Below are 22,096 nucleotides of genomic sequence, written 5' to 3'. Positions count from 1 at the left end.
TAGGTAATAAAAATATAAAAATTTCAATACAAAGGTAGGGTAAATAAATGTTTAGTTGTTTTACTAGCAGAAGATCTAAAAAATTAGTTTTTCTAAAAAAAAGTAGGGTAAAATTAAATAAAGTTGTTTTACTCATAACAATAAAATCAATTAACATGAAAACATTAAAATTAATAACAACAATTGCTTTAACAGCAACTTTAGGTTTTAGTTCTTGTCAATCAGATGATAATACAGAGGTAGGTACAAACCCTAATGCAAACTCTTCTACATCTACAACAGCTTCTAATTATGAAAGAGCTGCAATGAACGATGGTTCTAATGATGATTTTTTAGATGGTAATGCTTGTACAGAATTATTATTTCCGTTAACAGCTACTGTAAATGATCAACAAATTACTTTATTAAGTAGTTTAGATTTTTCTGCAGTTTTAAATATTTTAGGTGAATTTAATGATGATTCTGATTCAGTAACATTTAATTTTCCTATTAAAGTAAGATCAAGTAATTATACAGAAGTAACTGTTAATAACCAATCAGAATTAGATGCTTTAAATGCAGAATGCGAAAATGCAGAAGAAGAAGGTAGAGATGCTATTTCTTGTATAGACATTAATTTTCCGGTTACAATGTTAACTTACGATATTAGTCTAGAACAAACAGGTTCTGTTGTTTTACAATCTGAACAACAACTATACAGTTACATGACAAGTTTAGGATCTGACGAACTTTTTGCAGTAAATTATCCTATTAGGACCACTTTAAGTAATGGTACAGAAATTCAAATTACTAGTGATGCAGAATTTCAAAATGCAATTTCTGATTGTGTACAATATGAAGATGAAAAAGACGATGCTGCAAATACTGCTGCAGAAGCAGAAGCTGTTTTAAGTGGTACAAAATTTAAAGTAGAAACTTTTATTAATAATGGTGTAGATACTGCAAACGATTATGCAGAATGGTCTATAGAATTTACTAATGATTTTAAAATTGTAGCTACTAATTTTGTGAATTCTGCATTAGGAGAAATAGAAGGAACTTATTCTGTTAGTTCAGAAACAGAAGCGTTTGTTAATATAAACTTTGCAAGTAATACAGCTTTAAGTGCTTTGGGGAATAACTGGGTTATTAGCACTTACAGTACAACTTTAATTACTTTACAAAGTACTACAGACGCTTCTGTAACTTTAGCTTTTAAAAAGCTATAATTAAAAATTATTGAAAAAGAATAGTTAGTTAGTTTTCTTTACAACTGCTATAAATTACTTAGTGGTTGTAAAGATTTTTTTAAAAGGTAAGTAGATGAAAAATATTTTTGTAAAAGTAGTATTAGTTTGTAGTATCTTTTTTTCTTGTTCATCAGAAACAGAAAATATTACTGATAATGAAACAGGAGAAATCATTAATGAAGCTTTAAATAGACAAGCAACAGGTGCTTCTGCAAACGATTTACTTTCTGCAGATTCTTTTAAAAAATTGATTGTAGAAATGGCTTACATAGAAGGTTTTGAACCTACAACAACCGCTATAAATAATTTTAAAAGTTTTATAGAAAATAGAATTAACAAACCAGAAGGAGTAACGTTTATTACCAAAGAAATACCAACAACAGGTAAAACAGAATATACATTAGATGAAGTTGTTGATTTAGAAAAAGAATACAGAACCCAATACAATTCAGGTGCTACAATTGCAGTTTGGGTTTTATTTATTGACGGAAAATCGTCTAATGACACAAGTTCTGGTTCAATTTTAGGCTCAGCTTATTGGAATACGTCTTTTGTTATTTACGAAGAAACTATTCATGGTTTAAGTGATGGAACTTTTGAACTTGATAGAAGTTTGCTAGAATCATCAGTAATTAACCACGAATTTGGCCATATTTTAGGGTTAACAAATTTAGGAAGTGATTTACAAAGCGATCATGAAGATGAAGAACATCCAAAGCATTGTAATGAAGAAGATTGTTTAATGTATTGGGCTGCAGAATCTAGTCAAGGAATTGGAAACATGCTTTCTGGAGGTTCTGTACCAACTTTAGACGCACAATGTTTGGCAGATTTAAAGGCTAATGGAGGTAAATAATTTAGGGTAAAAAGTATTTATTTATCTTTCTTTTTTTTCGTCATTTTATAAATTAAGAAGCCAAAAGCAACTAAAAAATGAAGAATTATAATTGTAGCTATAATGTATAAAGTGGTGTTAGAGTTTTCCATAGCGCAAAATTAGAAAGTAGATTTTTCTTAATATGTAATAAATGTTACATAAAACCATCTACTTCTAAAACCTTTCCATTTGCTAAATTATCAATCTTAATTTCGCCAATTCTTACACGAATTAATCGTAAAGTAGGAAACCCAACAGCGGCTGTCATTTTTCTTACTTGTCTAAATTTTCCTTCTGTAATTATTACAGAAACCCAACTTGTTGGGCCATGTCTTTCATCACGAATTTTTTGACTTCTTAATGCAAATTTAGGATCATCAATTAAAAAAGCTTTACCAGGTTTTGTGGTGTATTTTTTACCCTCGAAACCAATTTCTACACCATTTTTTAATTGTTCCATTTCTTTTTGAGTGATGATCCCATCAACCTGAACATAATATTCTTTTTCGTACTTATTACTTCTAATTTCTGCAGATACTTTGCCATCTGTGGTTAATAAAAGTAAACCTTCAGAAGCAAAATCTAAACGACCAATTGCCATAGTTCCTTCAGGAAAATCGTGTAATTCTCCTAACAATTTTTTCTTCCTTTTGGTTTGGTTGTTTATAAATTGAGACAAATAACCATAAGGTTTATGCAATATAAAATGACGATGTTTTATCAAGATAAATAAACTTTTAAAAAGCAAAAATACGTTTACTTAAACACACCTTTGTACAAATAATACGCTTTAATTTTATAACCGTATTTTTCTATGTTTAAAGTATCTACAAAAGTTATTTTGTTGAATAATGCCTTAATTTCATCATTTAACATAACACCATCATTTTCATCAGTTAAAATAATACCTTCAGTATTGGTTTTATATTGTACGTTTTTACTCCAATAATCAAACTGATCAAATCGTTTAGAATATGAAAATATTTTTGGATTATTTAGCTCAAAAGCCAATAAAGATGCACTTCTGTAATTAGAAGTTACAATTGGAATTGTTTTAGATGTTTGCAGTTTTTTAACTTCATTTCCTATTTTTTTCCATCCATAATGATAAATATTATCTCTGTCAGAACCTCCAAAAACTGATGTTAAGGGTACAACACCAAAATGAAAAATAATACAAAAAACACCAAAAGCAGAATAACTTAAAGTGATTATAATTTTCTTTTTTTTGATGATATAATTACTTGCTAAAAATGTGATAAATAACAAGCCAACAATGTTCCAATAAAACAAAACATTAGAAAAAAGCGAAAAGAATAAAAACACAATGGACGATGCAGAAAAAATGGCAATTGCAAATTTGGTGTACACAATTTGATAAGAAGATTTATTTTCTAACTTTTTAAAATCTTTAAATACCTTAAAAATTGCCCAACAAAAAAATGGTGATAACATTAAAATACTGCCAAAAATAAAGCCCAAATAATTTCCTCCAAACAAATTAAATTCATTAATAATTGGGTCTAAAGTTCTTTGTTGAATATTAAATTCGAAAGAACCAAATTTGTTTTTTGTGTTCCAATAAATAATAGGCGAACTTAAAATAGCAACAATTAATAAACTTATATAAAATCGATAATCTTTAAATATTTTGTGAAACTTCTTGTTTAAAATGAGCAGAAAAAAGATTCCTAAACCTAAAAAAACTGCATTGTATTTCGATAAAATAGCCAAACCAAAAAAGAGACTTCCTAGAAAAATATCAGTAGTTTTCCCTTTTTTATCCAACCAAATATCATTTAAAAAATTGATAAAAAAATATCCAGAAATTATGCAATTTGTTATTAACAGATAATCGTTCCAAGCATAGGTTGTAAAAAGAAAAAACAAAGGACAAGCAAAAAATAAACCTATTGCTAAATTTTTATTTTTGAACGCTAATTTTTTTGCAAATTGATGTAAAATATAACCAATTATAAAACAACAAATAATAACTGGTAATCGTAAAGCAAAATAAGAAGTGCCAAAAATCTTAGAAAATACAGCTTGAATCAATGCTTGCAAAGCAGGATGATCGTGATAAGAAATATCTGGGTATTGCCCCCAAAACCAATAATAAGCTTCATCTACATTCGGAAAAACAAAAAACCAATAATAAATTTTACAAATTAGTATAACAGCAAACAGAAAAAATAAAAGATCCTTTTTCATACTAAATAAAAAATTTTAGTTGCGTAAAAGAATCAAAGGTGATAATTTATAAAACCTTTATTGTTACTGAAAAGTTATTTTTACCTTTAGATAAAGTCATATTTTCTTCCGAAAATTTCTGATCTGTGTAAGAAGTATATTGAGTTATTGGCTCAATACAAAGCATGTTATCAACTTCGGTCCAAAGCATAAAATTGTTAAAACCATCAGTTGTAATTTCTACATCGTTTTTAATAGTATTTTTTAGAATTATTTTATCTGTACCTAAAACAGGAAATGCATTAGAACCTGCTTTGTAAATATCTGCTAAAGTTATTTTTTCATCACCAGTTTCTAAAGTTTCAGTACCAGTGTCTGATAATAAAAAAGCAGGATGATAACCCAACATAAAAGGCATATTTTCATCAGAAGTAATGATAAAATCGATAGTTAAAACGTCGTTTTCTAATTTAAAATTCTTTTCGAAAGTAAAATTGAAAGGCCATTTTAAAAATTCTTCCGTAGATTTTTCAGGAAACTTACTGTTCTTGATTTCAGTATCTTTTTTATATTTTTTGATAAAATTTGCACTTGTTTTATCAGCAGAAATTAATTCATAATCCATTTCTCTTAACAAACCATGCTGATCTTGAATAGCATCACCATTTTTGGTGTGAACTCTAAAATTATTTTTAGCAGTTGGCCCAATTACAGGAAACATTTCATCGTCAGATTTTCGCCAACCTTTATTTCCTTTTTGATGAATATATTCTTGATTATCTTTTTGATAACTAATTAATTCTCCTTTTTCTATGCTAACAGAACTGTTTAAATCATTTAAAAAAACAATAGAATCCATACTTTTACTTTTTGTGTAAAAATACTACAAAATAGCCAAAAATTTATTAGGAAAGTAGAAGTTGTTTTTTGTAACTTGTGCAACTGAAAAATTTAAAAATTAAGCATAATTTATGGCAGCAGATAAAGAAAAGGCAGCAAAACTAAAAGCCCTACAACTTACTCTAGATAAGCTAGATAAAACGTATGGTAAAGGTTCTGTAATGAAATTAGGAGATGTAGTAACAGAAGATGTAGATGCTATTTCATCTGGTTCTTTAGGGTTAGATTTAGCTTTAGGAGTTGGTGGTTATCCAAGAGGTAGAGTTATTGAAATTTATGGTCCAGAATCTTCTGGTAAAACAACTTTAACTATACACGCAATTGCAGAAGCACAAAAAGCAGGTGGTATTGCAGCATTTATAGATGCAGAACACGCTTTCGATAAGTTTTATGCAGAAAATTTAGGTGTAGATATCGATAATTTAATTATCTCTCAGCCAGATCATGGTGAGCAAGCTTTAGAAATAGCAGACAATTTAATAAGATCTGGTGCAATAGATATTGTTGTAATTGATTCTGTTGCAGCGTTAACACCAAAATCTGAAATTGAAGGTGAAATGGGTGACTCTAAAATGGGTTTACATGCACGTTTAATGAGTCAGGCATTACGTAAATTAACAGGTACAATTTCTAAAACTAATTGTACAGTTATCTTTATTAACCAATTAAGAGAAAAAATTGGAGTAATGTTTGGTAATCCAGAAACAACAACTGGTGGTAATGCATTAAAATTCTATGCTTCTGTACGTTTAGATATTAGAAGAAGAACGCAAATTAAAGATGGAGATAGAGTTATTGGTAACAGCACCAAAGTTAAAGTTGTTAAAAATAAAGTAGCACCACCTTTTCAGATTGCAGAATTTGATATTATGTATGGTCAAGGAATATCTAAAGTTGGTGAAATTTTAGATATTGGTGTAGAATTAGGTATTGTAAAGAAAAGCGGTTCTTGGTTTAGTTATGGAGAAACTAAATTAGGACAAGGAAGAGATTCTGTAAAAGGCTTAATAAAAGATAATCCAGATTTAATGGAGGAGTTAGAAAAGAAAATAAAAGAAGCTATTGAAAATCAAGATTAAGTATTAAAAGTTCTAACTATTATTAAACTGCTATTGGAGTAATCAACCAGTAGCAGTTTTTTATTTTTTATGAAATGATTAAAATATCAGAAAATTTATTTTTAAGAACAATTACTAGTAATGATACAGTAACTCTTTTTAAGTTGATGAAAGAAGTATATCCTGCTGCTTATCATCATTTTTGGGAAGATTCTGGAGATTGGTATGTTAAATCTCAATACAACAAGGAAAATGTTTTAAAAGAGCTAGCTCAGCCAAATTCAGACTATTATTTTATTATTTTTGATGATGAAATTATTGGTAATTTAAGAATTATTTGGAATGAAAAGTTAGCAGGTTTAGAGGAAGATAAACAGGTTAAATTACATCGAATTTACTTGCATCAAAAAACACAAGGAAAAGGGTTAGGCAAAAAAATACTTAATTGGTTAGAAGAAGATTTAATAAAAAGAGGCTATAAAATAATATGGCTTGAAGCTATGAATGCACAGCCACAAGCCTTTGAGTTTTATAAAAAGCTAGGTTTTAAATACCATTCTCACAACTTTTTACCTTTTGATTTAATGTTTAAAGAAATGAGAAAAATAAGTCAAGTTTATAAAAATTTAGATTAAATTATTCTTTAGAAAATATTTTTACCAACCAAAGAATTAAATACGCACCAATACCAAAACCAGCCAATAAAACTGTTAACACAAATAATATTCTAATATTTTTTGCTGAAAATTGTGTTTTTGTACTCAGCCATTCACATACACCTAAAATCATAATTTAAATTTATTTTGTTTATATTTTATCCTTTAAAAGGAGGAATTTCTCTAACTAATCTTTCTATTTCTTTTACAATTTTAATTCTACTTTTAGATTTTAATTCGAAGTATAAATTGTCCCAATCTGCATCAAAAGAAATTTTATGAGTTCTAGAATTTACATTTTTAGTTAAATTAATTACACGTAAATAAAAGTAACCATTTATATCATTTTCTGGCCTAAAATCTAAATTTATAGCACGCATTAAACTATAATTATTTAGGTGTAAAAGAGAGCTAGAATCTAAATAATGCATAGTTTCTTTAGAAGGATCAACTTCGTAGAATAAATTCCATTCTACATTCCAACTACCAGTAATTCTTAAAGGTTGTAATTCAATTTCATCCATTTTTTAAACACCAGTACTACCAAAACCTCCAGAACCACGTTTAGTTTCACTAAGTATTTCTACTTCTTGCCAAATTGCTCTTTCGTGTTTTGCAATGATTAATTGTGCAATTCTTTCGCCATCATTAATCACAAAATCATCGTTTGATAAATTAACTAATATTACTCCAATTTCTCCACGATAATCAGCATCTACAGTACCAGGAGAATTTAAAACAGTAATTCCTTTTTTTGCAGCCAAACCACTTCTTGGTCTTACTTGTGCTTCAAAACCAACAGGTAAAGCAATAAATAAACCTGTTTTTACAATTGCTCGTTCTAAAGGTTTTAAAGTTATAGAATCATCGATGTTTGCTCTTAAATCCATTCCTGCAGCACCTTCTGTTTCGTAATTTGGTGTTGCGTGTTTTGATTTATTTATAATTTGTACGTTCATTGTTATAATTTGTATAAGTAAGTAATCGTATCTAAAAATTCTGCACTCCAAAAGGTTTCATTATGTTGTCCTTTAGAAACAATTTTAGTTTTTATATTTTCTCTAGGAAAACCTGTATTTAGTAAAAGTTTTTCCATTTTTTTGGTGTCTGGTAACATAGTATTGCCTTCATCACCACCAATTAAAAGATAGAGTTTTGTATTTTTCTGATTTCCATTTTGTTTTGCAAAAGCATACACATTATTAGAAAACCAAAATGATGTAGAAAGTGCGCCAATTTTACCAAAAACATCAGGATATTTTAAACCTCCGTAAAAAGAAATTAATCCACCTAAAGAGCTACCAATTATAGCAGTGTGTTTGGCTTTTGGCTTTGTTCTGTAATTTTTATCAATAAAAGGTTTTAACTCATTTACTAAAAAATCTACATAAATTGCACCTTTTCCTCCTCCATATTTTGGGTGAGTCCAAGGTGTGTATTCTTCAATTCTTTTATCACCACCATTTTCTATACCAACTACTATAAAACCTTTTCCAGTATTTTTATAAAGTTCGTTTAGAGTTTCATCTACACTCCATTCTTTACCATAAGCAGCAGTTTCTATATCAAATAAATTCTGAGCATCGTGCATATAAATTACTGGGAATTTTTTAGAAGTAGCATCGTAGTTAGGAGGTAAATAAACCCAAACCTTATGAGATTTATCATTTAAACCATTAATAACAAATTCTTTATCTAAAATTGATGCGTTTTCTGCTCTTGTAGATTTACTATTTACTATTTTGGGTTTAGTTTTTGGTTTTTTTATAGATTGCCCTTTACAAGCAATCATTAAAAGTAAAAAACTGAATAAAAAAGAAACTATTGTTTTCACTTTAAACAAAAATTAGCGTTACACAAATATAATAATTCGCAAATGCATTCATCTATAGATAATACTTTTATTACTTTTGATTTTAAAATGAAACACTAATGGATGAACATCAAAAAATAGCGGTTTTAGGAGGTGGAAGTTGGGCAACAGCCATTATTAAAATGTTGATGGAAAATTTAGATAGTATAGGATGGTATATGCGTAATGAGCAAACCATTAAACATATCAAAGAAAATGAACACAATCCTAAATATTTAAGTTCTGCTGAATTACAAGTAGAAAAACTAGATTTATCTAGCGATATTAATTATACAATTGCTAATTATGATATTTTAATTTTTGCAATTCCGTCTGCTTTTTTAACCATAGAACTCAATAAAGTAAATGCTTCTTTAGATAATAAAACAATCTTTTCTGCAATAAAAGGTATTGTGCCAGAAACAGGTTTAATTGTTGGCGAGCACTTTAATCAACATTTTAATATTCCACTAGAGAATATTGGTGTAATTACAGGGCCTTGTCATGCAGAAGAAGTAGCAATGGAGCGTTTATCATACCTAACAATTGCATGTATTGACGAAAATAAAGCCGAAAAAATGGCAAAAGCCATACAAAGTTGGTATATAAAAGCTACAATTTCTGATGATATTATTGGTACAGAATATGCAGCTATGCTAAAAAATATTTACGCAATTGCAGCTGGTATTGCTCATGGCTTGGGTTATGGAGATAATTTTCAGTCTGTATTAATGAGTAATGCAATTAGAGAAATGAAACGTTTTATAAAAAAAGTACATAAAATGAAACGTAACATTAACAACTCTGCGTATTTAGGCGATTTGTTAGTAACAGGCTATTCTACATTTAGTAGAAATAGAATGTTTGGTAATATGATTGGTAAAGGATATACTGTAAGATCTGCGCAACATGAAATGAGTATGATTGCAGAAGGTTACTATGCAACCAACAGTGCTTATAAAATTAAAGAAGAGAATAAGGCAAATACACCAATTATAGATACAGTTTATAAAATTTTATATAGCAATAAAAATCCTAAAAAGGAATTTAATAAGTTAACCAATAAATTAGATTAATACAGTTTCTAGTTTTTAAAAAGAGTTTTAAACGTGATGTTTAAAATTAAACAATTTGAATATTTAAGGTGTATATTTTCATCTAATCGTTCTAATATATAAAAATTGTTTATTTTTGAACAATTATTTATAATTTTAAACTTTTACTATGAAAACAATACAAGAAGTTGTTGAAAGTACAATTAGAAAAACACCATTTATAGAGGAAGCTTTAAATGAAAAGTTGATAAATGTTTCTTCTTTAGCAAGAATTATTTTACCAGAAGTTTCCGAAATTTTAAAAAAGGATGTAAAAGTTGGTGCAGTAATGATGGCTATTAATAGACTTTCACCTGCAAGTGAGTTACGTATCAGAAAAAATATAAAACGTTTAGCTTTAGATTTAGGTGATGTAATTGTACGTTCTGATTTATGCGATTTTACTTTTAAAAATACACCTTCTTTACTCAAAGAGATCGCAAAAATTTTAACCAAATCTGCAGAGAATTCTGATTACTTTTTAACAGTTTCTCAAGGTATTTTCGAAACAAATATCGTTACAAGTAAAAACTTAAGACCTTACGTAGAAGAAATTTTCGAAGATGAAACACTAACACATAGTATGTTAGAGTTGGCATCTATTACAATAAAGTTGCCAAAAGAAAACTTAGAACAATCTGGTATTTATTACTTTATTTTAAAGCAATTGGCTTGGGCAGACATTCCTTTACAAGAAATTATTTCTACAACAAATGAAATGACTATTGTTGTAAAAGAAGAAGATATTAACCAAACTTTTGCCATTTTAATGGATATGAAATTAAGCTAACTATGGCTAAACAAGACCCTTATGCAGCACTAAGAATAAGAGAATTTAATATTTTTTTATTGGTAAGATTTCTATTAGTTTTTGGGTGGTCTATGCAATTTATTGTTATTGAATGGCAAGTATATTCCATTACTAAAGATCCGCTTTCTTTAGGTATAATTGGTTTAATGGAAATTATACCCGCTTTTTCTATGGCATTATTTGCGGGTCATATTGTAGATCAAAACGAAAAAAGAAACTTGTTAGCCATTTGTACAGCAGCTTTTTCGTTAATAAGTTTGGGCTTGTTTTTATTAACTTCTGATAGTTTTGTTAACAATTGGTCTACAAATTCAATTTTATACTCAATATATGGTTTGGTGTTTTTTGGTGGATTTCTAAGATCTTTTTTCGGACCAACAATTTTTTCTTTAGTTGCACTTTTAGTTCCTAAAAAAATATATCATAATGCTGCAACTTGGAGCACAAGTACCTGGAAAACAGCTTCTGTTTCTGGAGCTCTTTTTGGAGGTTTTTTTATCAGTTGGATTGGTGTTGATAAAACACTTTGTTTAGTCTTTATACTTGTAATTTTATCTTTAATAATCCTTTTTCAAATAAAAAAGAAACCAATTTTAAATACTAAAATTGGTGAGCCAATGATGCAAAGTTTAAAAGTAGGTGTAAAGTTTGTGTTTCAAAACAAGGCAGTTTTAGGAGCTTTAAGTTTAGATATGATTGCTGTTTTATTTGGTGGTACTGTAGCTATTTTATCAGTATTTGCTCAAGATATTTTAAAGGTTGGGCCAGAAGGTTTTGGTCTTTTAAATGCGTCTATTTCTATGGGTAGTATTTTAACTATGTTTATTACAACTTACATTCCCATTCACAGAAACACAGGTAAAAAAATGTTGATTTCTGTCTTTATTTTTGGACTTAGTATTATCGCTTTTGGATTATCATCTATATTCTGGGTAAGTCTCTTAGCATTATTTATAAGTGGTGCTGCAGACGGAATATCTATGGTAATAAGACAAACTATTTTACAATTAAAAACTCCAGATGAAATGCGTGGTAGAGTATCTTCAGTAAATTCTATGTTTGTAGGTTCTTCTAACGAATTAGGTGCTTTTGAAAGTGGTTTGGCTGCTAAATTATTAGGACCAGTTACTGCTGTTGTTTTTGGTGGTACAATGACTTTAATTACAGCTGTTACCACAGGAATTGTAAGCCCCACAATAAGAAACTTAGATTTAACAGAAGATATTGAAGAAAATGAAAATGAATCAGAAAAAGTAAGTACTGAATAATACTTTATTTATAAAATAATTATTTAGGAATTGTTCTAAAATTACCTAAACTTATTGTCCAGTCATAACCTTTAAAATTTAAGTCTTTTGGTTTTTCTGGTGTAATACCATATTCTAATAGAATTTCTTTAGCACCGCATTTACCACCAAAATCTCCACGAAACCAAGACATTAAAGCTACAGAAGTTGCTTCTTTTTCAACTGGTTTATAAGTTGTTTGTTCTTTTAAATATTCAGTGGCCATAAAATCGAGCTCTTTGTATAGATTATTATAAGTATACAAAGCAACAGGAGGACAACTTTTTGCGCCACAGTTTAAGGCAAAATGTATTCTCCAATCTATATTATCTACACGTAATTTACGTTCCCATTTTGGTCTAAACCATTTTCTTAAATAACCTAAACTCCATTTTACTCTAGATTTTCTCATAATATCATGCTCAATATCATCAAAAGATAAAAGTTCACCAGCAATTTTTACTCTAGGTTTTTTAAAAAAAGCACCTCTATTTTCATATTCTGCTGGGTTTTCTGTTAAAGATATTTGAATAAAAGCATTGTAAATATTAATCCAAAAAGCAAGTTTATGTTTGTCTGTTTTTAGTTCTGTAACTAATTCATTTAGTGTGCTTTCAGATAAAATAGCTACTTCTTTATCATAAGGTTTTTTATCAATTATATTTTGTAATAATGTTTGAGAAACATCAATATAACTTGTAGTATTTTGAGCGTTTAAAAATAAAGATGATAAAAAAAATGTAATTATAAAAAACTGTTTCATAGAAAAATACGTATGTTTAAGTATGATGTTAAGTATTATTATTCCTGTTTATAATGAACAAGAAAACCTTATAAAGAGGTTGTCGTTTTTATGTGAAAAAGCTAACAAAAACAATATAGAAATTATTATTGCAAATTCTCCTGAATCTATTGATGAAAGTCAATTAGTTTGCAATAAATATGCTAAAGTTATTCATTTAGATTGTAAAATAAAAGGTAGAGCTGCCCAAATGAATGCTGGTGCTAAATTAGCAAAAGGTGATGTTTTAATGTTTTTACATGCTGATGTAGTTTTACCAGAAGATTTTTATTTACAAGTTAAAACGGCTGTTAATAAAGGCAATAAATTCGGGTTTTTTGCTTATAAGTTTGATGTTAGTACTACTCTTTTAAATTTAAATAGTAAGTTTACCAAGAAAGATGGTTTGTTTGCAGGTGGTGGAGATCAATGCCAATTTTTTACAAAAGAAACATTTAAAGCTTTAAAAGGTTACAATGAAAACTTTTGTATTATGGAAGATTTTGAAATGATGGACAGAATTCGAAAACATAAAATTCCGTTTAAAATTATTCAATCTAAAGCAACAGTTAGTGCAAGAAAATACAATAATAACTCTTGGTTAAAAGTAAATTTAATAAATGGTTATGTTTTTTTAAAGTATAGGTTAGGAGTACATCCAACAAAGTTGAGAAAAACATATAAAAGCTTATTAAGGGAGTCTGTTTAAATTATTAAAATGAGTTCTTTTTTAGAAATACTAAAGCAAAAGAAGTGTAAATTTATAGAAATCTTTTTTCTATTTATTGTTGCGCCTGTAGTACTTTTATTGCCAATTTCTATTATTATTAAAGTAATTTATGTTGGTTTGGGTGTGGTTTACATTACTTTAATTTCCATATTTAAAGAAAAATTTTCTAAAATTAAAACAGATAAAAAATCAAATAAAAAAGTTGTTTTAGAAATAGGAATTCGATTTTTAATTATTGCTCTTTTAACAACGTTGGTTTTATATTATCAGAATAAAGAACAATTGTTTAATGTTATACTTAACAAACCAGATTTATGGTTAAAGTTTAGTGGAGTTTATATCTTATTTTCTGTGATACCTCAAGAATTAATTTACAGAACTTTCTTTGTAAAACGATATCAAAACTTAATTAAAAATAAATGGTTGTTTATTTTTATAAATTCTGTACTATTTTCTTTTGCACACATTTGGTTTCAGAGCTTTACAGTATTAGCGTTTTCTTTTGTAGGTAGTTTACTTTTTGCACATACTTATCTAAAAACTAAATCTAATTGGTTAATTATTTTAGAGCATTCTATTTATGGAGTTTGTTTGTATACAGTGGGTTATGGAGAATTATTTATGTTTCCTGTATAAATAAAAAACCGCTTTTTGATTTTTTCAAAAAACGGTTAGTAAATGCTTATTTTAATAACTTAAGAGCTATTATCGACTTAATTTTAATAACATTTTCAGATATTTCCTCTTCATCATCATCTGTTTCATTGATTTCTTTTTCTACCCAAATTATGGCAAATTTTTTGTTTCGGTTTTCATCATCTTCTAAACTGATATCAATATCATCATTGTAATCGTAAAATAAATATTCATTTTTATCAGCATCAACAAATTTATAATATTGATCTTCTGTTAAGCCTAAAAATGTAGCTGTTAATTTATTCGATTTTTCTTGAACGTTAGTAGTAAAAGAGAAAGACGCAGTAATAAGTAGCACGAATGCTACCACATATAATTTTTTCATTTATTTATAATTTTTAAGTTGTTTTTAAAATATAGTAGCCATTCTTTTTCTTAAAAGAACATGCTTTTTTTCGGAGTAAATTGAACTATATTTTCATAGGCCTAAAAATTATAAAATAACTATAGTAAATGTAATCTATTTTTTAATTGAATGTACAAGCTAATGTTAAATTTTTATCTAATTCTTGTAATTTTTTTTCAGTGGTATTATCATCCCAATGAAACTGATTTTTAAATAGTTGTACTACATAATCTTTATGAAAATCTACACTTTTTGTGTCAAAAAATAAACGACCAGTTCTACGCATAAAAAAATCGGTTGGACTGCAAGCCATTTCATAATTTATAGCAAACCAAACTTCTGCATTTATCATTTTTTCTTGCATATTATCATGCATTAAATCATCAAATTTTTGAAGGATAATATCTGTCTGTTTTCCATAATTATGTACTAAATATTCAGCATCTTTTCTGTTAAAATCTACTTCTGCAATTCTATTCTGTATAGCATCAGTATAACTTTTAACTTCATCGTAATTTTTAAAAGTACCACCAGAAAGCACAATGTCTTTGGTTTTAATCTCTTCGAATTCTTTGTTAAATCTGCGTTTGTATTTTTTATCAACTAAACCTACAATACGTTCTGCCATTTTTCTGTAGCCAGTTAATTTACCACCAGCAATAGAAATTAGTTCAGTGTCAGACACAAAAATTTCATCTTTTCTAGACAATTCAGAAGCCGATTTTCCTTCTTCGTGAATTAAAGGTCTTAAACCAGCCCAAGAAGATTGAACATCATCTAAAGTTAAATTGATGTCTGGAAACATATTATTTACAGCAGAAATTAAATACGTTGCATCTACTAAATTGGTGTTTACGTTTTCTTTATCTAGTTGATAATTGGTGTCTGTAGTGCCAAAATAAGTTACTTTTCCACGAGGAATTGCAAACATCATTCTACCATCAGGAATATCGAAATAAACAGATTGCTTTACAGGTAACTTTTCGTGAGCAACAACCAAATGAACACCTTTGGTTAAGTGTAAACGTTTGCCTGTTTTTGAGTGATTAATTTGTCTTAATTCATCTACCCAAGGTCCACAAGCATTTACTACATATTTTGCCTTTATAGCGTAGTTTTCATCAGTTAAAACATCTTTTACATTAGCACCAACAACTCTTTTATCTTCATAAATAAAATCGGTAGCTTCTGTATAATTAATGATTTTTGCATCGTAATTTAAAGCTGTTTTTAAAACCTCTATTGTTAAACGAGCATCATCTGTTCTATATTCTGCATAAAAACCAGCACCATTTAAAATCTTTTTAGGTAGTAAAGGTTCTTTCTTTAAAGCATCTTTTTTAGAAAGCATTTGTCTTTTATCTTCACCTTCTACAGAAGCTAAAATATCATAAACTTTTAGGCCTACAGAAGTTAGCCAAGAACCATAAGTTCCACCCTCTATTAAAGGTAAAATCATTTTTTCTGGCACTACTAAATGAGGTGCTAATTTGTGCACAATTGCTCTTTCTGTACCTACTTCTTTAACCAACCAAAAATCGAATTGTTTTAAATAACGTAAACCACCGTGAATTAATTTTGTTGATTTGCTCGAAGTTCCTGAAGCAAAATCACCTTTTTCTATTAAGGCAACTTTCATACCTCTAGAAGCTGCATCTAAAGCGATTCCTGCACCTGTAATTCCACCGCCAATAATTAAAATATCAAACTCTGTTTCTTTTAAGTTTGATGTAATTTCTGCTCTTTTAAAGTAAGAAAAACTGCTCATAATTTTAGTCTAAAATGTTTGTTGGTAAACCATCAATACTAGTTTGATTTTTATCTTTCCAATAGTTTGCAATGCCTTCTTTGCCTTGTTCTGTAGCCCAGTCATTCAATTCATTTCTTTCGCCTTTGTAATCAAAAAAAGGAATAGACATTCCACAAGAAGTTTGTGCAGAATCTACAGTAATATCAAAAATTTGACGTGTTCCTGGAGTTTCTGGAAACAATTGAATTAATTCATCCCAAGAAGTATCTCCTTCTTTAATTTCTTTGCCTTTTCCGTACAAACGCAAAATATTAGGAGCACCTTCAAAAGCACAAAACATAATTGTTATGCGTTCATTTTCTAGTAAATGAGCTGCAGTTTCATTGCCACTTCCTGTAACATTGAGCCATAAAACTCGGTTTTCATTTATCACTCTAAAAGAATCCATGCCTTTTGGTGATAAGTTTATTCTACCAGAATTAGGAGCAGTTGCCACAAAGAATATTTTTTGAGCTTCGATAAATTTTTGAAGTCTTGAGGTAATTTTAGTATAAAATTTTGACATATTTTTTTAGATTTTTAATCGATCCAATTTTTAGAACGCTCAACAGCTTTTAGCCATTTTTTATAAAGACGTTCTCTTTTTTCTTCTGATATTTTTGGTAGAAATTCTTGGTCTATTTTTTTATCGGTTTCAATATCTTCTAACTGCCATAAACCTACACAAATTCCTGCTAAATATGCAGCACCCATAACAGTAGTTTCTGTATTTTTTGGTCTGTCTACAGCTGTGTTTAAAATATCTGCCTGAAACTGCATTAGCAAATTATTTGCACTTGCACCACCATCAACTTTTAAAGCTTTTAAAGGAATTTCTGCATCATTTTGCATGGCAATTAACAAGTCTTTGGTTTGGTAAGCTAAAGATTGTAAAGTGGCTTTTATTAAATGATTTTTACCTGTATCTCTAGTTAAACCAAAGATTGCACCTCTTGCATACATATCCCAATAAGGAGCACCTAAACCAGCAAATGCAGGCACTACAATTACAGGGTTTTCTTCAGCTACTTTTTCTGAAAAAAACTCACTTTCTTCAGCAGATTCTATAATTTGTAATCCATCTCTTAACCATTGAATTGCAGCACCAGCAACAAAAACACTGCCTTCTAAAGCATAATAGACTTTGTTGTTAATTCCCCAAGCAATTGTGGTTAGTAAACCGTTTTTAGAATATTGAGGTTGTGTGCCTGTATTCATCAATAAAAAACAACCTGTACCATAAGTGTTTTTGGCTTCGCCTTTTTTAAAGCAAGTTTGTCCAAAAAGCGCTGCTTGTTGATCGCCAGCAATACCTGCAATCGGAATTTTACATCCATCAAAGATAAAATCGCCAAAATGAAATGATGAAGGTTTTACTTCTGGCAACATTTCTTTCGGAATTTTTAATGCTGATAAAATTGTTGCATCCCAACACAAATTGTTAATATCAAAAAGCATAGTTCTAGATGCATTGCTATAATCTGTAGCGTGTATTTTTTTATCAGATAAATTCCATAAAAGCCAAGAATCTATAGTACCAAAAAGTAGATTTCCTTTTTTAGCTTCTTCTTTTGCGCCTTTTACGTTTTCTAAAATCCAATGAATTTTTGTGCCAGAAAAATAAGCATCAACCACTAAACCTGTTGTTTTTTTAATGTGATTTTCTAATCCTTTTTTCTTTAAATTCTCACAAATATTTGCGGTTCTTTTATCTTGCCAAACAATAGCATTATAAATTGGTTTTCCTGTGTTTTTATTCCAAATTACGGTAGTTTCTCTTTGATTTGTAATGCCTAAACCTACAATATCTTTAGGTTGAATATCGGCTTTTTGTATCGCCTTTTTTAAGGTTGATAATTGTGTTTCTAAGATTTCTGAAGCATCATGTTCTACCCAACTTGATTCTGGAAATATTTGTTTAAATTCTTGTTGTTCAATAGCAATAATCTCACCTTTTTCATCAACAATAACAGAGCGTGAACTTGTAGTTCCTTGATCTAAAGCTAAAATATATTTTTTTGACATTTTTGGTAAAATCGGATTCACAATTTACAAAATAACAAGTATATAAATTATTACCTTTAGCAAAATAAAAACTCTTTTTATGGAATATGGATTTTTATCAGTAATACCACCAATTATTGCAATCATTTTAGCACTAAGAACCAAGCAAGTTTATATTGCCTTGTTATTTGGAATTTGGTTTTCTTGGTTGATAATTAAAGGCTGGAATCCTTTAGAAGGAACTTTGGCAATGATTGAAGGAATGGTAAACGTTTTTCAATCGAAAGGAAATACAAGAACTATTATATTTAGTGCTTTGGTTGGTTCTTTGTTGATATTTATTCAATATTCTAGAGGTGTAGAAGGTTTTATTAATATTATTAATAAAAAACTAGTAAAATTAGAAAACAAGAAATCTGGTTATAGTAGAGTAATGGTTCAAATTTTGGCAACTTTTACTGGGTTGTTATTATTTGTAGAAACTAGTATTAGTTCTTTAACTGTAGGTACTTTATACAGACCAATTTTTGATAAATTAGGAATTCCAAGAGAAAAACTAGCATACATAGCAGATTCAAGTTCTGCGCCTTCATCAATATTAATTCCTTTTAATGCTTGGGGTGCATTTATTATGGGTTTGTTGTTAACACAGGGAATTGATAAACCATTTTCTGTAATGATAGCTTCTATTAAATATAATTTTTATCCACTTTTAGCAATCGGAATTTTATTCTTTATCATCTTATCAAAAAAGGATTTTGGATTGATGAAAAAAGCCGAAAAAAGAACCAAAGAAACAGGTTTGTTAATGAACGAAGGTTCTAAACCAATGGTTTCTGATGAGGTAACTTCTTTTCCGCCAAAAGAAGGTATAGAAGCTAAAGCATATAATATGATTGTGCCACTTTTGGTGATGGTTTTAATGATGCCTATTAACTTAATTTATACAGGTTGGGATGCTGTAAAAGAAGCAACATCATTCTTAAATCACGCTTCACAAGCAATTGGTGAAGGTTCTGGTTCATCATCTGTTTTATATGCTGTAATTACAGCTATTTTAGTAGCAATGATAATGTATTTTATACAAGGAATTATGAAACCAAAAGAAGCTGTAAACCTAACTTTAAAAGGAATTAGCGAATTAATGCCTTTGGCTTTATTAATGTTATTGGCTTTTGCAATTGGTGATGCTTGTAAAGTTTTAGATACTGGTAATTACGTAGCAAATATTACAGAAAGTTGGTTATCTCCAGAATTGCTGCCTGCTGTAGTTTTTATTGTGAGTTCTTTTATTGCATTTTCTACAGGTACTTCTTGGGGAACTTTTGCGATTATGTTGGCAATTTCTGTACCTATGGCTAATATGCATAGTGCAGATTTAACGATTGTGGTTGCTGCAACTTTAGGAGGAGGAATTTTTGGAGACCATTGTTCGCCAATTTCAGATACTTCAATAATTTCATCAATGGCTTCTGCTAGTGATCATATAGATCACGTAAAAACACAACTGCCTTATGCTTTTTTTGGTGGTGTAATTACAGTGATTTTGTATTTGGTTATTGGGTTTTTTGGGTAGAAAATTGATTCTGAATTTGTTTAATAATCGCATATTTTTTTAAAATGAAAAAGGTTAATATTATAAAGAAAACATCAAAATCTATTACAGATAGTGCAGATCAAATTTTTGAGCAATTTAAAAATGGAGTTTCCAAAATAGGTGATTTAGGAACAAATACTAAAAACAAATTTATCGATTATGTAAAAGATGTTTTTAATGTGTTGCCACTTTTAGAAAAAGCAGGTTTTAGAACCAACAGATTAATTGTTGGTGTTTCAATTCCACCTTCTGTAGAAATACATTTTAGTCGTTTTAAAGAAGTTGATAAAGAAGAAATTGATCTTTTATATGAGGAATATAAAGACAAGAAAATGTTTAAGATGATATTGAAAGCATTATTAATGTCTAATGAATTTCAATCAAAATTATCTTCAGAAAGTTTAGTCTTTGCAGAAACTTGTATAGAAATTTCAATTCCGCCAAAAGTGAGTATTAAATATCTAAATAAAGAGGTTGCTAATATTCATAAAATAGAAGCAGATTTTGATTAAAAATAGTTAATCAATAAAATTTTAACTTGCCAAAATCCCACGTTTTTTAATTTCATCAATCATTCTTAAAGAACCTTCTTTAATCGTGTTTTCTTTAAACATATATGTTTTTTCATACAAAGTATTCCCCTCAAAAAAAGTAACTTGAAAACGATTATTTAATTTGAATAATTCTGGCTGAATCAACTCAATCTTAGCAAAAGAATTTGCTGGTAGTTTGTCTAACTTTTTACGGAATAAAGAAGATATTTTGGTGTCAGAAAATCCTTGTGTAACAATTACCATCATTTCTAAATCAACATTTTTGTTGTTGATGATATACACGTTCCAATCATCAGTTTTATAAATATCATTGTATTCATAAACAACTGCCATTTCTACACCTGTAACTTCTGGTATTTTTATGTCTTTTTTCATAGCCCCCTTTCCCCAAAAGGGAGAAATTATTTGGTAATTATAGTTTTAAAAATTTAGCACCATTCATAGTTAAAAAATCTAATTTTACATATAAATTGGAGTTCCTTCACTTTGAGAAGGCTAGGATGGGCCTCTTAAATTACACTCTTAAACTGCTCTAAGAAACGTTTATCATTCTCATAAAACATTCTAATATCTGGTATTTGATACAACAACATTGCAATACGTTCTATACCCATTCCAAAAGCATAACCAGAATATTTTGTAGGATCTATGTTTGCGTTTTTTAACACATTTGGGTCTACCATTCCACAACCCATAATTTCTAACCAACCAGTACCTTTTGTAATTCTGTAATCAGTTTCAGTTTCTAATCCCCAGTAAATATCTACTTCTGCACTTGGCTCAGTAAACGGAAAATAAGAAGGTCTTAATCTAATTTTAGATTTACCAAACATCTCTTTTGTAAAGTATAAAAGCGTTTGTTTTAAATCCGCAAAAGAAACATCAGTATCAATATACAAACCTTCTACTTGATGAAAAATACAATGAGCTCTTGCAGAAATATCTTCGTTTCTAAAAACTCTTCCAGGAGAAATAGTTCTAATAGGTGGTTTGTTATTTTCCATGTAGCGTACTTGCACAGAAGATGTGTGTGTACGTAATAAAATATCTGGATCTTGTTCTATAAAGAACGTGTCTTGCATATCTCTTGCAGGATGATATTCTGGTAAATTTAAGGCAGTAAAGTTATGCCAATCATCTTCAATTTCTGGTCCTTCAGAAACTGTAAAGCCAATTCTATTAAAAACTTCAATAATTTGGTTTTTTACCAATGATATTGGATGACGTGAACCTAACTCAATTGGTTCAGAAGGTCTAGTTAAATCACCATAAACTCCTTTTTCTTCAACAGCGCTTTCTAAAGATTCGTTTAATGCAGCAACTTTACCTTCTGCAGCATTTCTTAATCTATTTAAAGCTTGTCCTAAATCTTTTTTTAAAGCAGCATCAACATTTCTAAATTCAGAAAATAAACCTTTAAGTAAACCTTTGCTACCCAAATATTTAATTCTAAATGTTTCTACTTCATCTTTAGTTGTTGCTTTAAAAACTTCAACCTCACCAATTAATTCTTTTACTTTATCTAACATTTTTAAATAAAATTATGTTGCAAATTTAAACTTTTTTAGAGAGTTTAAGATTGCTTTTATTAATAAAAGAGTCAACTCAAACGAAATCGATTGAAATAAGGGCAATTAAATATATTT

The 22,096-nt window shown here is 28.8% G+C and carries 25 protein-coding genes; 11 read left to right on the top strand and 14 right to left on the bottom strand.

What is annotated here, in order from left to right; all coding sequences use genetic code 11:
• Positions 1-155: 155 nt before the first annotated feature.
• Together KO506_RS08530 and KO506_RS08525 are read left to right on the top strand one after the other, a co-directional pair.
• Entirely contained in the window at positions 156-1,208 is a 1,053-nt protein-coding gene (locus KO506_RS08530; RefSeq protein WP_215994482.1) for a hypothetical protein, read from the top strand.
• Between the two features lie 94 nt (positions 1,209-1,302).
• Positions 1,303-2,085 (top strand): membrane metalloprotease, encoded by a 783-nt coding sequence (locus KO506_RS08525; protein ID WP_215994481.1) that lies wholly within the window; start codon positions 1,303-1,305, stop codon positions 2,083-2,085.
• Between the two features lie 175 nt (positions 2,086-2,260).
• Here KO506_RS08525 and KO506_RS08520 read toward each other — a convergent pair whose 3' ends face one another.
• The 3 genes from KO506_RS08520 to KO506_RS08510 are packed head-to-tail and all read right to left on the bottom strand — an operon-like array spanning position 2,261 to position 5,155.
• A complete protein-coding gene (locus KO506_RS08520) occupies positions 2,261-2,830 on the bottom strand; it encodes a pseudouridine synthase (RefSeq protein WP_252726824.1) in 570 nt (189 codons plus the stop codon).
• Between the two features lie 32 nt (positions 2,831-2,862).
• Complete coding sequence (locus KO506_RS08515; RefSeq protein WP_215994480.1) at positions 2,863-4,317, bottom strand: ArnT family glycosyltransferase; 1,455 nt, start codon at positions 4,315-4,317, stop codon at positions 2,863-2,865.
• A gap of 46 nt (positions 4,318-4,363) precedes the next feature.
• Complete coding sequence (locus KO506_RS08510; protein WP_215994479.1) at positions 4,364-5,155, bottom strand: aldose 1-epimerase; 792 nt, start codon at positions 5,153-5,155, stop codon at positions 4,364-4,366.
• A gap of 112 nt (positions 5,156-5,267) precedes the next feature.
• On the opposite strand from KO506_RS08510, the gene recA reads away from it, so the two are divergent.
• Together recA and KO506_RS08500 are read left to right on the top strand one after the other, a co-directional pair.
• Positions 5,268-6,275 (top strand): recombinase RecA, encoded by a 1,008-nt coding sequence (gene recA, locus KO506_RS08505; protein WP_215994478.1) that lies wholly within the window; start codon positions 5,268-5,270, stop codon positions 6,273-6,275.
• Between the two features lie 74 nt (positions 6,276-6,349).
• Positions 6,350-6,889, top strand: a complete 540-nt coding sequence (locus KO506_RS08500) for a GNAT family N-acetyltransferase (protein ID WP_215994477.1) — start codon at positions 6,350-6,352, stop codon at positions 6,887-6,889.
• A 1-nt stretch (position 6,890) separates the two neighbouring features.
• Here KO506_RS08500 and KO506_RS08495 read toward each other — a convergent pair whose 3' ends face one another.
• From KO506_RS08495 to KO506_RS08480, 4 genes are read right to left on the bottom strand one after another with little or no spacing between them, the layout of a single operon-like run.
• Positions 6,891-7,043: a PspC domain-containing protein gene (locus KO506_RS08495; RefSeq protein ID WP_215994476.1), complete on the bottom strand. Its 153-nt coding sequence runs from the start codon at positions 7,041-7,043 to the stop codon at positions 6,891-6,893.
• A 25-nt stretch (positions 7,044-7,068) separates the two neighbouring features.
• Entirely contained in the window at positions 7,069-7,434 is a 366-nt protein-coding gene (locus KO506_RS08490) for a hypothetical protein (protein ID WP_215994475.1), read from the bottom strand.
• Between the two features lie 3 nt (positions 7,435-7,437).
• On the bottom strand, positions 7,438-7,869 hold the full coding sequence (gene dut, locus KO506_RS08485; RefSeq protein WP_215994474.1) for a dUTP diphosphatase: 432 nt from the start codon (positions 7,867-7,869) through the stop codon (positions 7,438-7,440).
• A 2-nt stretch (positions 7,870-7,871) separates the two neighbouring features.
• Positions 7,872-8,744 carry an alpha/beta hydrolase gene (locus KO506_RS08480; RefSeq protein ID WP_303436420.1) on the bottom strand — a complete coding sequence of 291 codons (873 nt, stop codon included), beginning with the start codon at positions 8,742-8,744 and terminating at the stop codon, positions 7,872-7,874.
• A gap of 98 nt (positions 8,745-8,842) precedes the next feature.
• On the opposite strand from KO506_RS08480, the gene KO506_RS08475 reads away from it, so the two are divergent.
• From KO506_RS08475 to KO506_RS08465, 3 genes are all read left to right on the top strand, one after another.
• On the top strand, positions 8,843-9,838 hold the full coding sequence (locus KO506_RS08475; protein WP_215994473.1) for an NAD(P)H-dependent glycerol-3-phosphate dehydrogenase: 996 nt from the start codon (positions 8,843-8,845) through the stop codon (positions 9,836-9,838).
• A gap of 148 nt (positions 9,839-9,986) precedes the next feature.
• Positions 9,987-10,646 carry a hypothetical protein gene (locus KO506_RS08470; RefSeq protein WP_215994472.1) on the top strand — a complete coding sequence of 220 codons (660 nt, stop codon included), beginning with the start codon at positions 9,987-9,989 and terminating at the stop codon, positions 10,644-10,646.
• A gap of 2 nt (positions 10,647-10,648) precedes the next feature.
• Positions 10,649-11,935 carry an MFS transporter gene (locus KO506_RS08465; RefSeq protein WP_215994471.1) on the top strand — a complete coding sequence of 429 codons (1,287 nt, stop codon included), beginning with the start codon at positions 10,649-10,651 and terminating at the stop codon, positions 11,933-11,935.
• A 19-nt stretch (positions 11,936-11,954) separates the two neighbouring features.
• On the opposite strand, the gene KO506_RS08460 is transcribed toward KO506_RS08465, so the two are convergent.
• On the bottom strand, positions 11,955-12,716 hold the full coding sequence (locus tag KO506_RS08460) for a DUF547 domain-containing protein (RefSeq protein WP_215994470.1): 762 nt from the start codon (positions 12,714-12,716) through the stop codon (positions 11,955-11,957).
• 22 nt (positions 12,717-12,738) lie between these two features.
• On the opposite strand from KO506_RS08460, the gene KO506_RS08455 reads away from it, so the two are divergent.
• Both KO506_RS08455 and KO506_RS08450 read left to right on the top strand, forming a co-directional pair.
• Positions 12,739-13,443 carry a TIGR04283 family arsenosugar biosynthesis glycosyltransferase gene (locus KO506_RS08455; protein WP_215994469.1) on the top strand — a complete coding sequence of 235 codons (705 nt, stop codon included), beginning with the start codon at positions 12,739-12,741 and terminating at the stop codon, positions 13,441-13,443.
• A 9-nt stretch (positions 13,444-13,452) separates the two neighbouring features.
• A complete protein-coding gene (locus KO506_RS08450; RefSeq protein WP_215994468.1) occupies positions 13,453-14,100 on the top strand; it encodes a CPBP family intramembrane glutamic endopeptidase in 648 nt (215 codons plus the stop codon).
• Positions 14,101-14,146: 46 nt separating this feature from the next.
• On the opposite strand, the gene KO506_RS08445 is transcribed toward KO506_RS08450, so the two are convergent.
• From KO506_RS08445 to glpK, 4 genes are all read right to left on the bottom strand, one after another.
• On the bottom strand, positions 14,147-14,485 hold the full coding sequence (locus KO506_RS08445) for a hypothetical protein (protein ID WP_215994467.1): 339 nt from the start codon (positions 14,483-14,485) through the stop codon (positions 14,147-14,149).
• A gap of 142 nt (positions 14,486-14,627) precedes the next feature.
• A complete protein-coding gene (locus KO506_RS08440) occupies positions 14,628-16,274 on the bottom strand; it encodes a glycerol-3-phosphate dehydrogenase/oxidase (protein ID WP_215994466.1) in 1,647 nt (548 codons plus the stop codon).
• Positions 16,275-16,278: 4 nt separating this feature from the next.
• A complete protein-coding gene (locus tag KO506_RS08435) occupies positions 16,279-16,821 on the bottom strand; it encodes a pyridoxamine 5'-phosphate oxidase family protein (RefSeq protein WP_215994465.1) in 543 nt (180 codons plus the stop codon).
• Positions 16,822-16,835: 14 nt separating this feature from the next.
• A complete protein-coding gene (glpK, locus tag KO506_RS08430; protein WP_215994464.1) occupies positions 16,836-18,320 on the bottom strand; it encodes a glycerol kinase GlpK in 1,485 nt (494 codons plus the stop codon).
• Positions 18,321-18,399: 79 nt separating this feature from the next.
• Between glpK and KO506_RS08425 the strand changes: the two genes are divergently transcribed.
• Together KO506_RS08425 and KO506_RS08420 are read left to right on the top strand one after the other, a co-directional pair.
• Positions 18,400-19,875 carry a Na+/H+ antiporter NhaC family protein gene (locus KO506_RS08425; RefSeq protein ID WP_215994463.1) on the top strand — a complete coding sequence of 492 codons (1,476 nt, stop codon included), beginning with the start codon at positions 18,400-18,402 and terminating at the stop codon, positions 19,873-19,875.
• Between the two features lie 44 nt (positions 19,876-19,919).
• Positions 19,920-20,408 (top strand): hypothetical protein, encoded by a 489-nt coding sequence (locus tag KO506_RS08420; protein WP_215994462.1) that lies wholly within the window; start codon positions 19,920-19,922, stop codon positions 20,406-20,408.
• A gap of 21 nt (positions 20,409-20,429) precedes the next feature.
• Here the strand turns inward: KO506_RS08420 and KO506_RS08415 are convergent, their stop codons facing one another.
• Entirely contained in the window at positions 20,430-20,825 is a 396-nt protein-coding gene (locus KO506_RS08415; RefSeq protein ID WP_215994461.1) for a hypothetical protein, read from the bottom strand.
• A 134-nt stretch (positions 20,826-20,959) separates the two neighbouring features.
• Entirely contained in the window at positions 20,960-21,979 is a 1,020-nt protein-coding gene (gene pheS / locus KO506_RS08410; RefSeq protein ID WP_215994460.1) for a phenylalanine--tRNA ligase subunit alpha, read from the bottom strand.
• Positions 21,980-22,096: the final 117 nt, after the last annotated feature.

Source organism: Polaribacter vadi, from assembly GCF_018861005.1.
Taxonomy (GTDB): Bacteria; Bacteroidota; Bacteroidia; order Flavobacteriales; family Flavobacteriaceae; genus Polaribacter; species Polaribacter vadi_A.
This window is presented reverse-complemented; position numbering and strand designations above follow the sequence as displayed.

Coding starts and splice junctions, on each gene's coding strand:
- KO506_RS08475 (WP_215994473.1), top strand. CDS start 8,843: ATGGATGAACATCAAAAAATAGCGGTTTTAGGAGGTGGAAGTTGGGCA.
- KO506_RS08440 (WP_215994466.1), bottom strand. CDS start 16,274: ATGAGCAGTTTTTCTTACTTTAAAAGAGCAGAAATTACATCAAACTTA.
- KO506_RS08425 (WP_215994463.1), top strand. CDS start 18,400: ATGGAATATGGATTTTTATCAGTAATACCACCAATTATTGCAATCATT.
- KO506_RS08420 (WP_215994462.1), top strand. CDS start 19,920: ATGAAAAAGGTTAATATTATAAAGAAAACATCAAAATCTATTACAGAT.
- KO506_RS08415 (WP_215994461.1), bottom strand. CDS start 20,825: ATGAAAAAAGACATAAAAATACCAGAAGTTACAGGTGTAGAAATGGCA.
- KO506_RS08435 (WP_215994465.1), bottom strand. CDS start 16,821: ATGTCAAAATTTTATACTAAAATTACCTCAAGACTTCAAAAATTTATC.
- KO506_RS08490 (WP_215994475.1), bottom strand. CDS start 7,434: ATGGATGAAATTGAATTACAACCTTTAAGAATTACTGGTAGTTGGAAT.
- KO506_RS08500 (WP_215994477.1), top strand. CDS start 6,350: ATGATTAAAATATCAGAAAATTTATTTTTAAGAACAATTACTAGTAAT.
- KO506_RS08495 (WP_215994476.1), bottom strand. CDS start 7,043: ATGATTTTAGGTGTATGTGAATGGCTGAGTACAAAAACACAATTTTCA.
- KO506_RS08525 (WP_215994481.1), top strand. CDS start 1,303: ATGAAAAATATTTTTGTAAAAGTAGTATTAGTTTGTAGTATCTTTTTT.
- recA (WP_215994478.1), top strand. CDS start 5,268: ATGGCAGCAGATAAAGAAAAGGCAGCAAAACTAAAAGCCCTACAACTT.
- KO506_RS08455 (WP_215994469.1), top strand. CDS start 12,739: ATGATGTTAAGTATTATTATTCCTGTTTATAATGAACAAGAAAACCTT.
- KO506_RS08530 (WP_215994482.1), top strand. CDS start 156: ATGAAAACATTAAAATTAATAACAACAATTGCTTTAACAGCAACTTTA.
- KO506_RS08515 (WP_215994480.1), bottom strand. CDS start 4,317: ATGAAAAAGGATCTTTTATTTTTTCTGTTTGCTGTTATACTAATTTGT.
- KO506_RS08460 (WP_215994470.1), bottom strand. CDS start 12,716: ATGAAACAGTTTTTTATAATTACATTTTTTTTATCATCTTTATTTTTA.
- glpK (WP_215994464.1), bottom strand. CDS start 18,320: ATGTCAAAAAAATATATTTTAGCTTTAGATCAAGGAACTACAAGTTCA.
- KO506_RS08510 (WP_215994479.1), bottom strand. CDS start 5,155: ATGGATTCTATTGTTTTTTTAAATGATTTAAACAGTTCTGTTAGCATA.
- pheS (WP_215994460.1), bottom strand. CDS start 21,979: ATGTTAGATAAAGTAAAAGAATTAATTGGTGAGGTTGAAGTTTTTAAA.
- KO506_RS08465 (WP_215994471.1), top strand. CDS start 10,649: ATGGCTAAACAAGACCCTTATGCAGCACTAAGAATAAGAGAATTTAAT.
- dut (WP_215994474.1), bottom strand. CDS start 7,869: ATGAACGTACAAATTATAAATAAATCAAAACACGCAACACCAAATTAC.
- KO506_RS08445 (WP_215994467.1), bottom strand. CDS start 14,485: ATGAAAAAATTATATGTGGTAGCATTCGTGCTACTTATTACTGCGTCT.
- KO506_RS08450 (WP_215994468.1), top strand. CDS start 13,453: ATGAGTTCTTTTTTAGAAATACTAAAGCAAAAGAAGTGTAAATTTATA.
- KO506_RS08470 (WP_215994472.1), top strand. CDS start 9,987: ATGAAAACAATACAAGAAGTTGTTGAAAGTACAATTAGAAAAACACCA.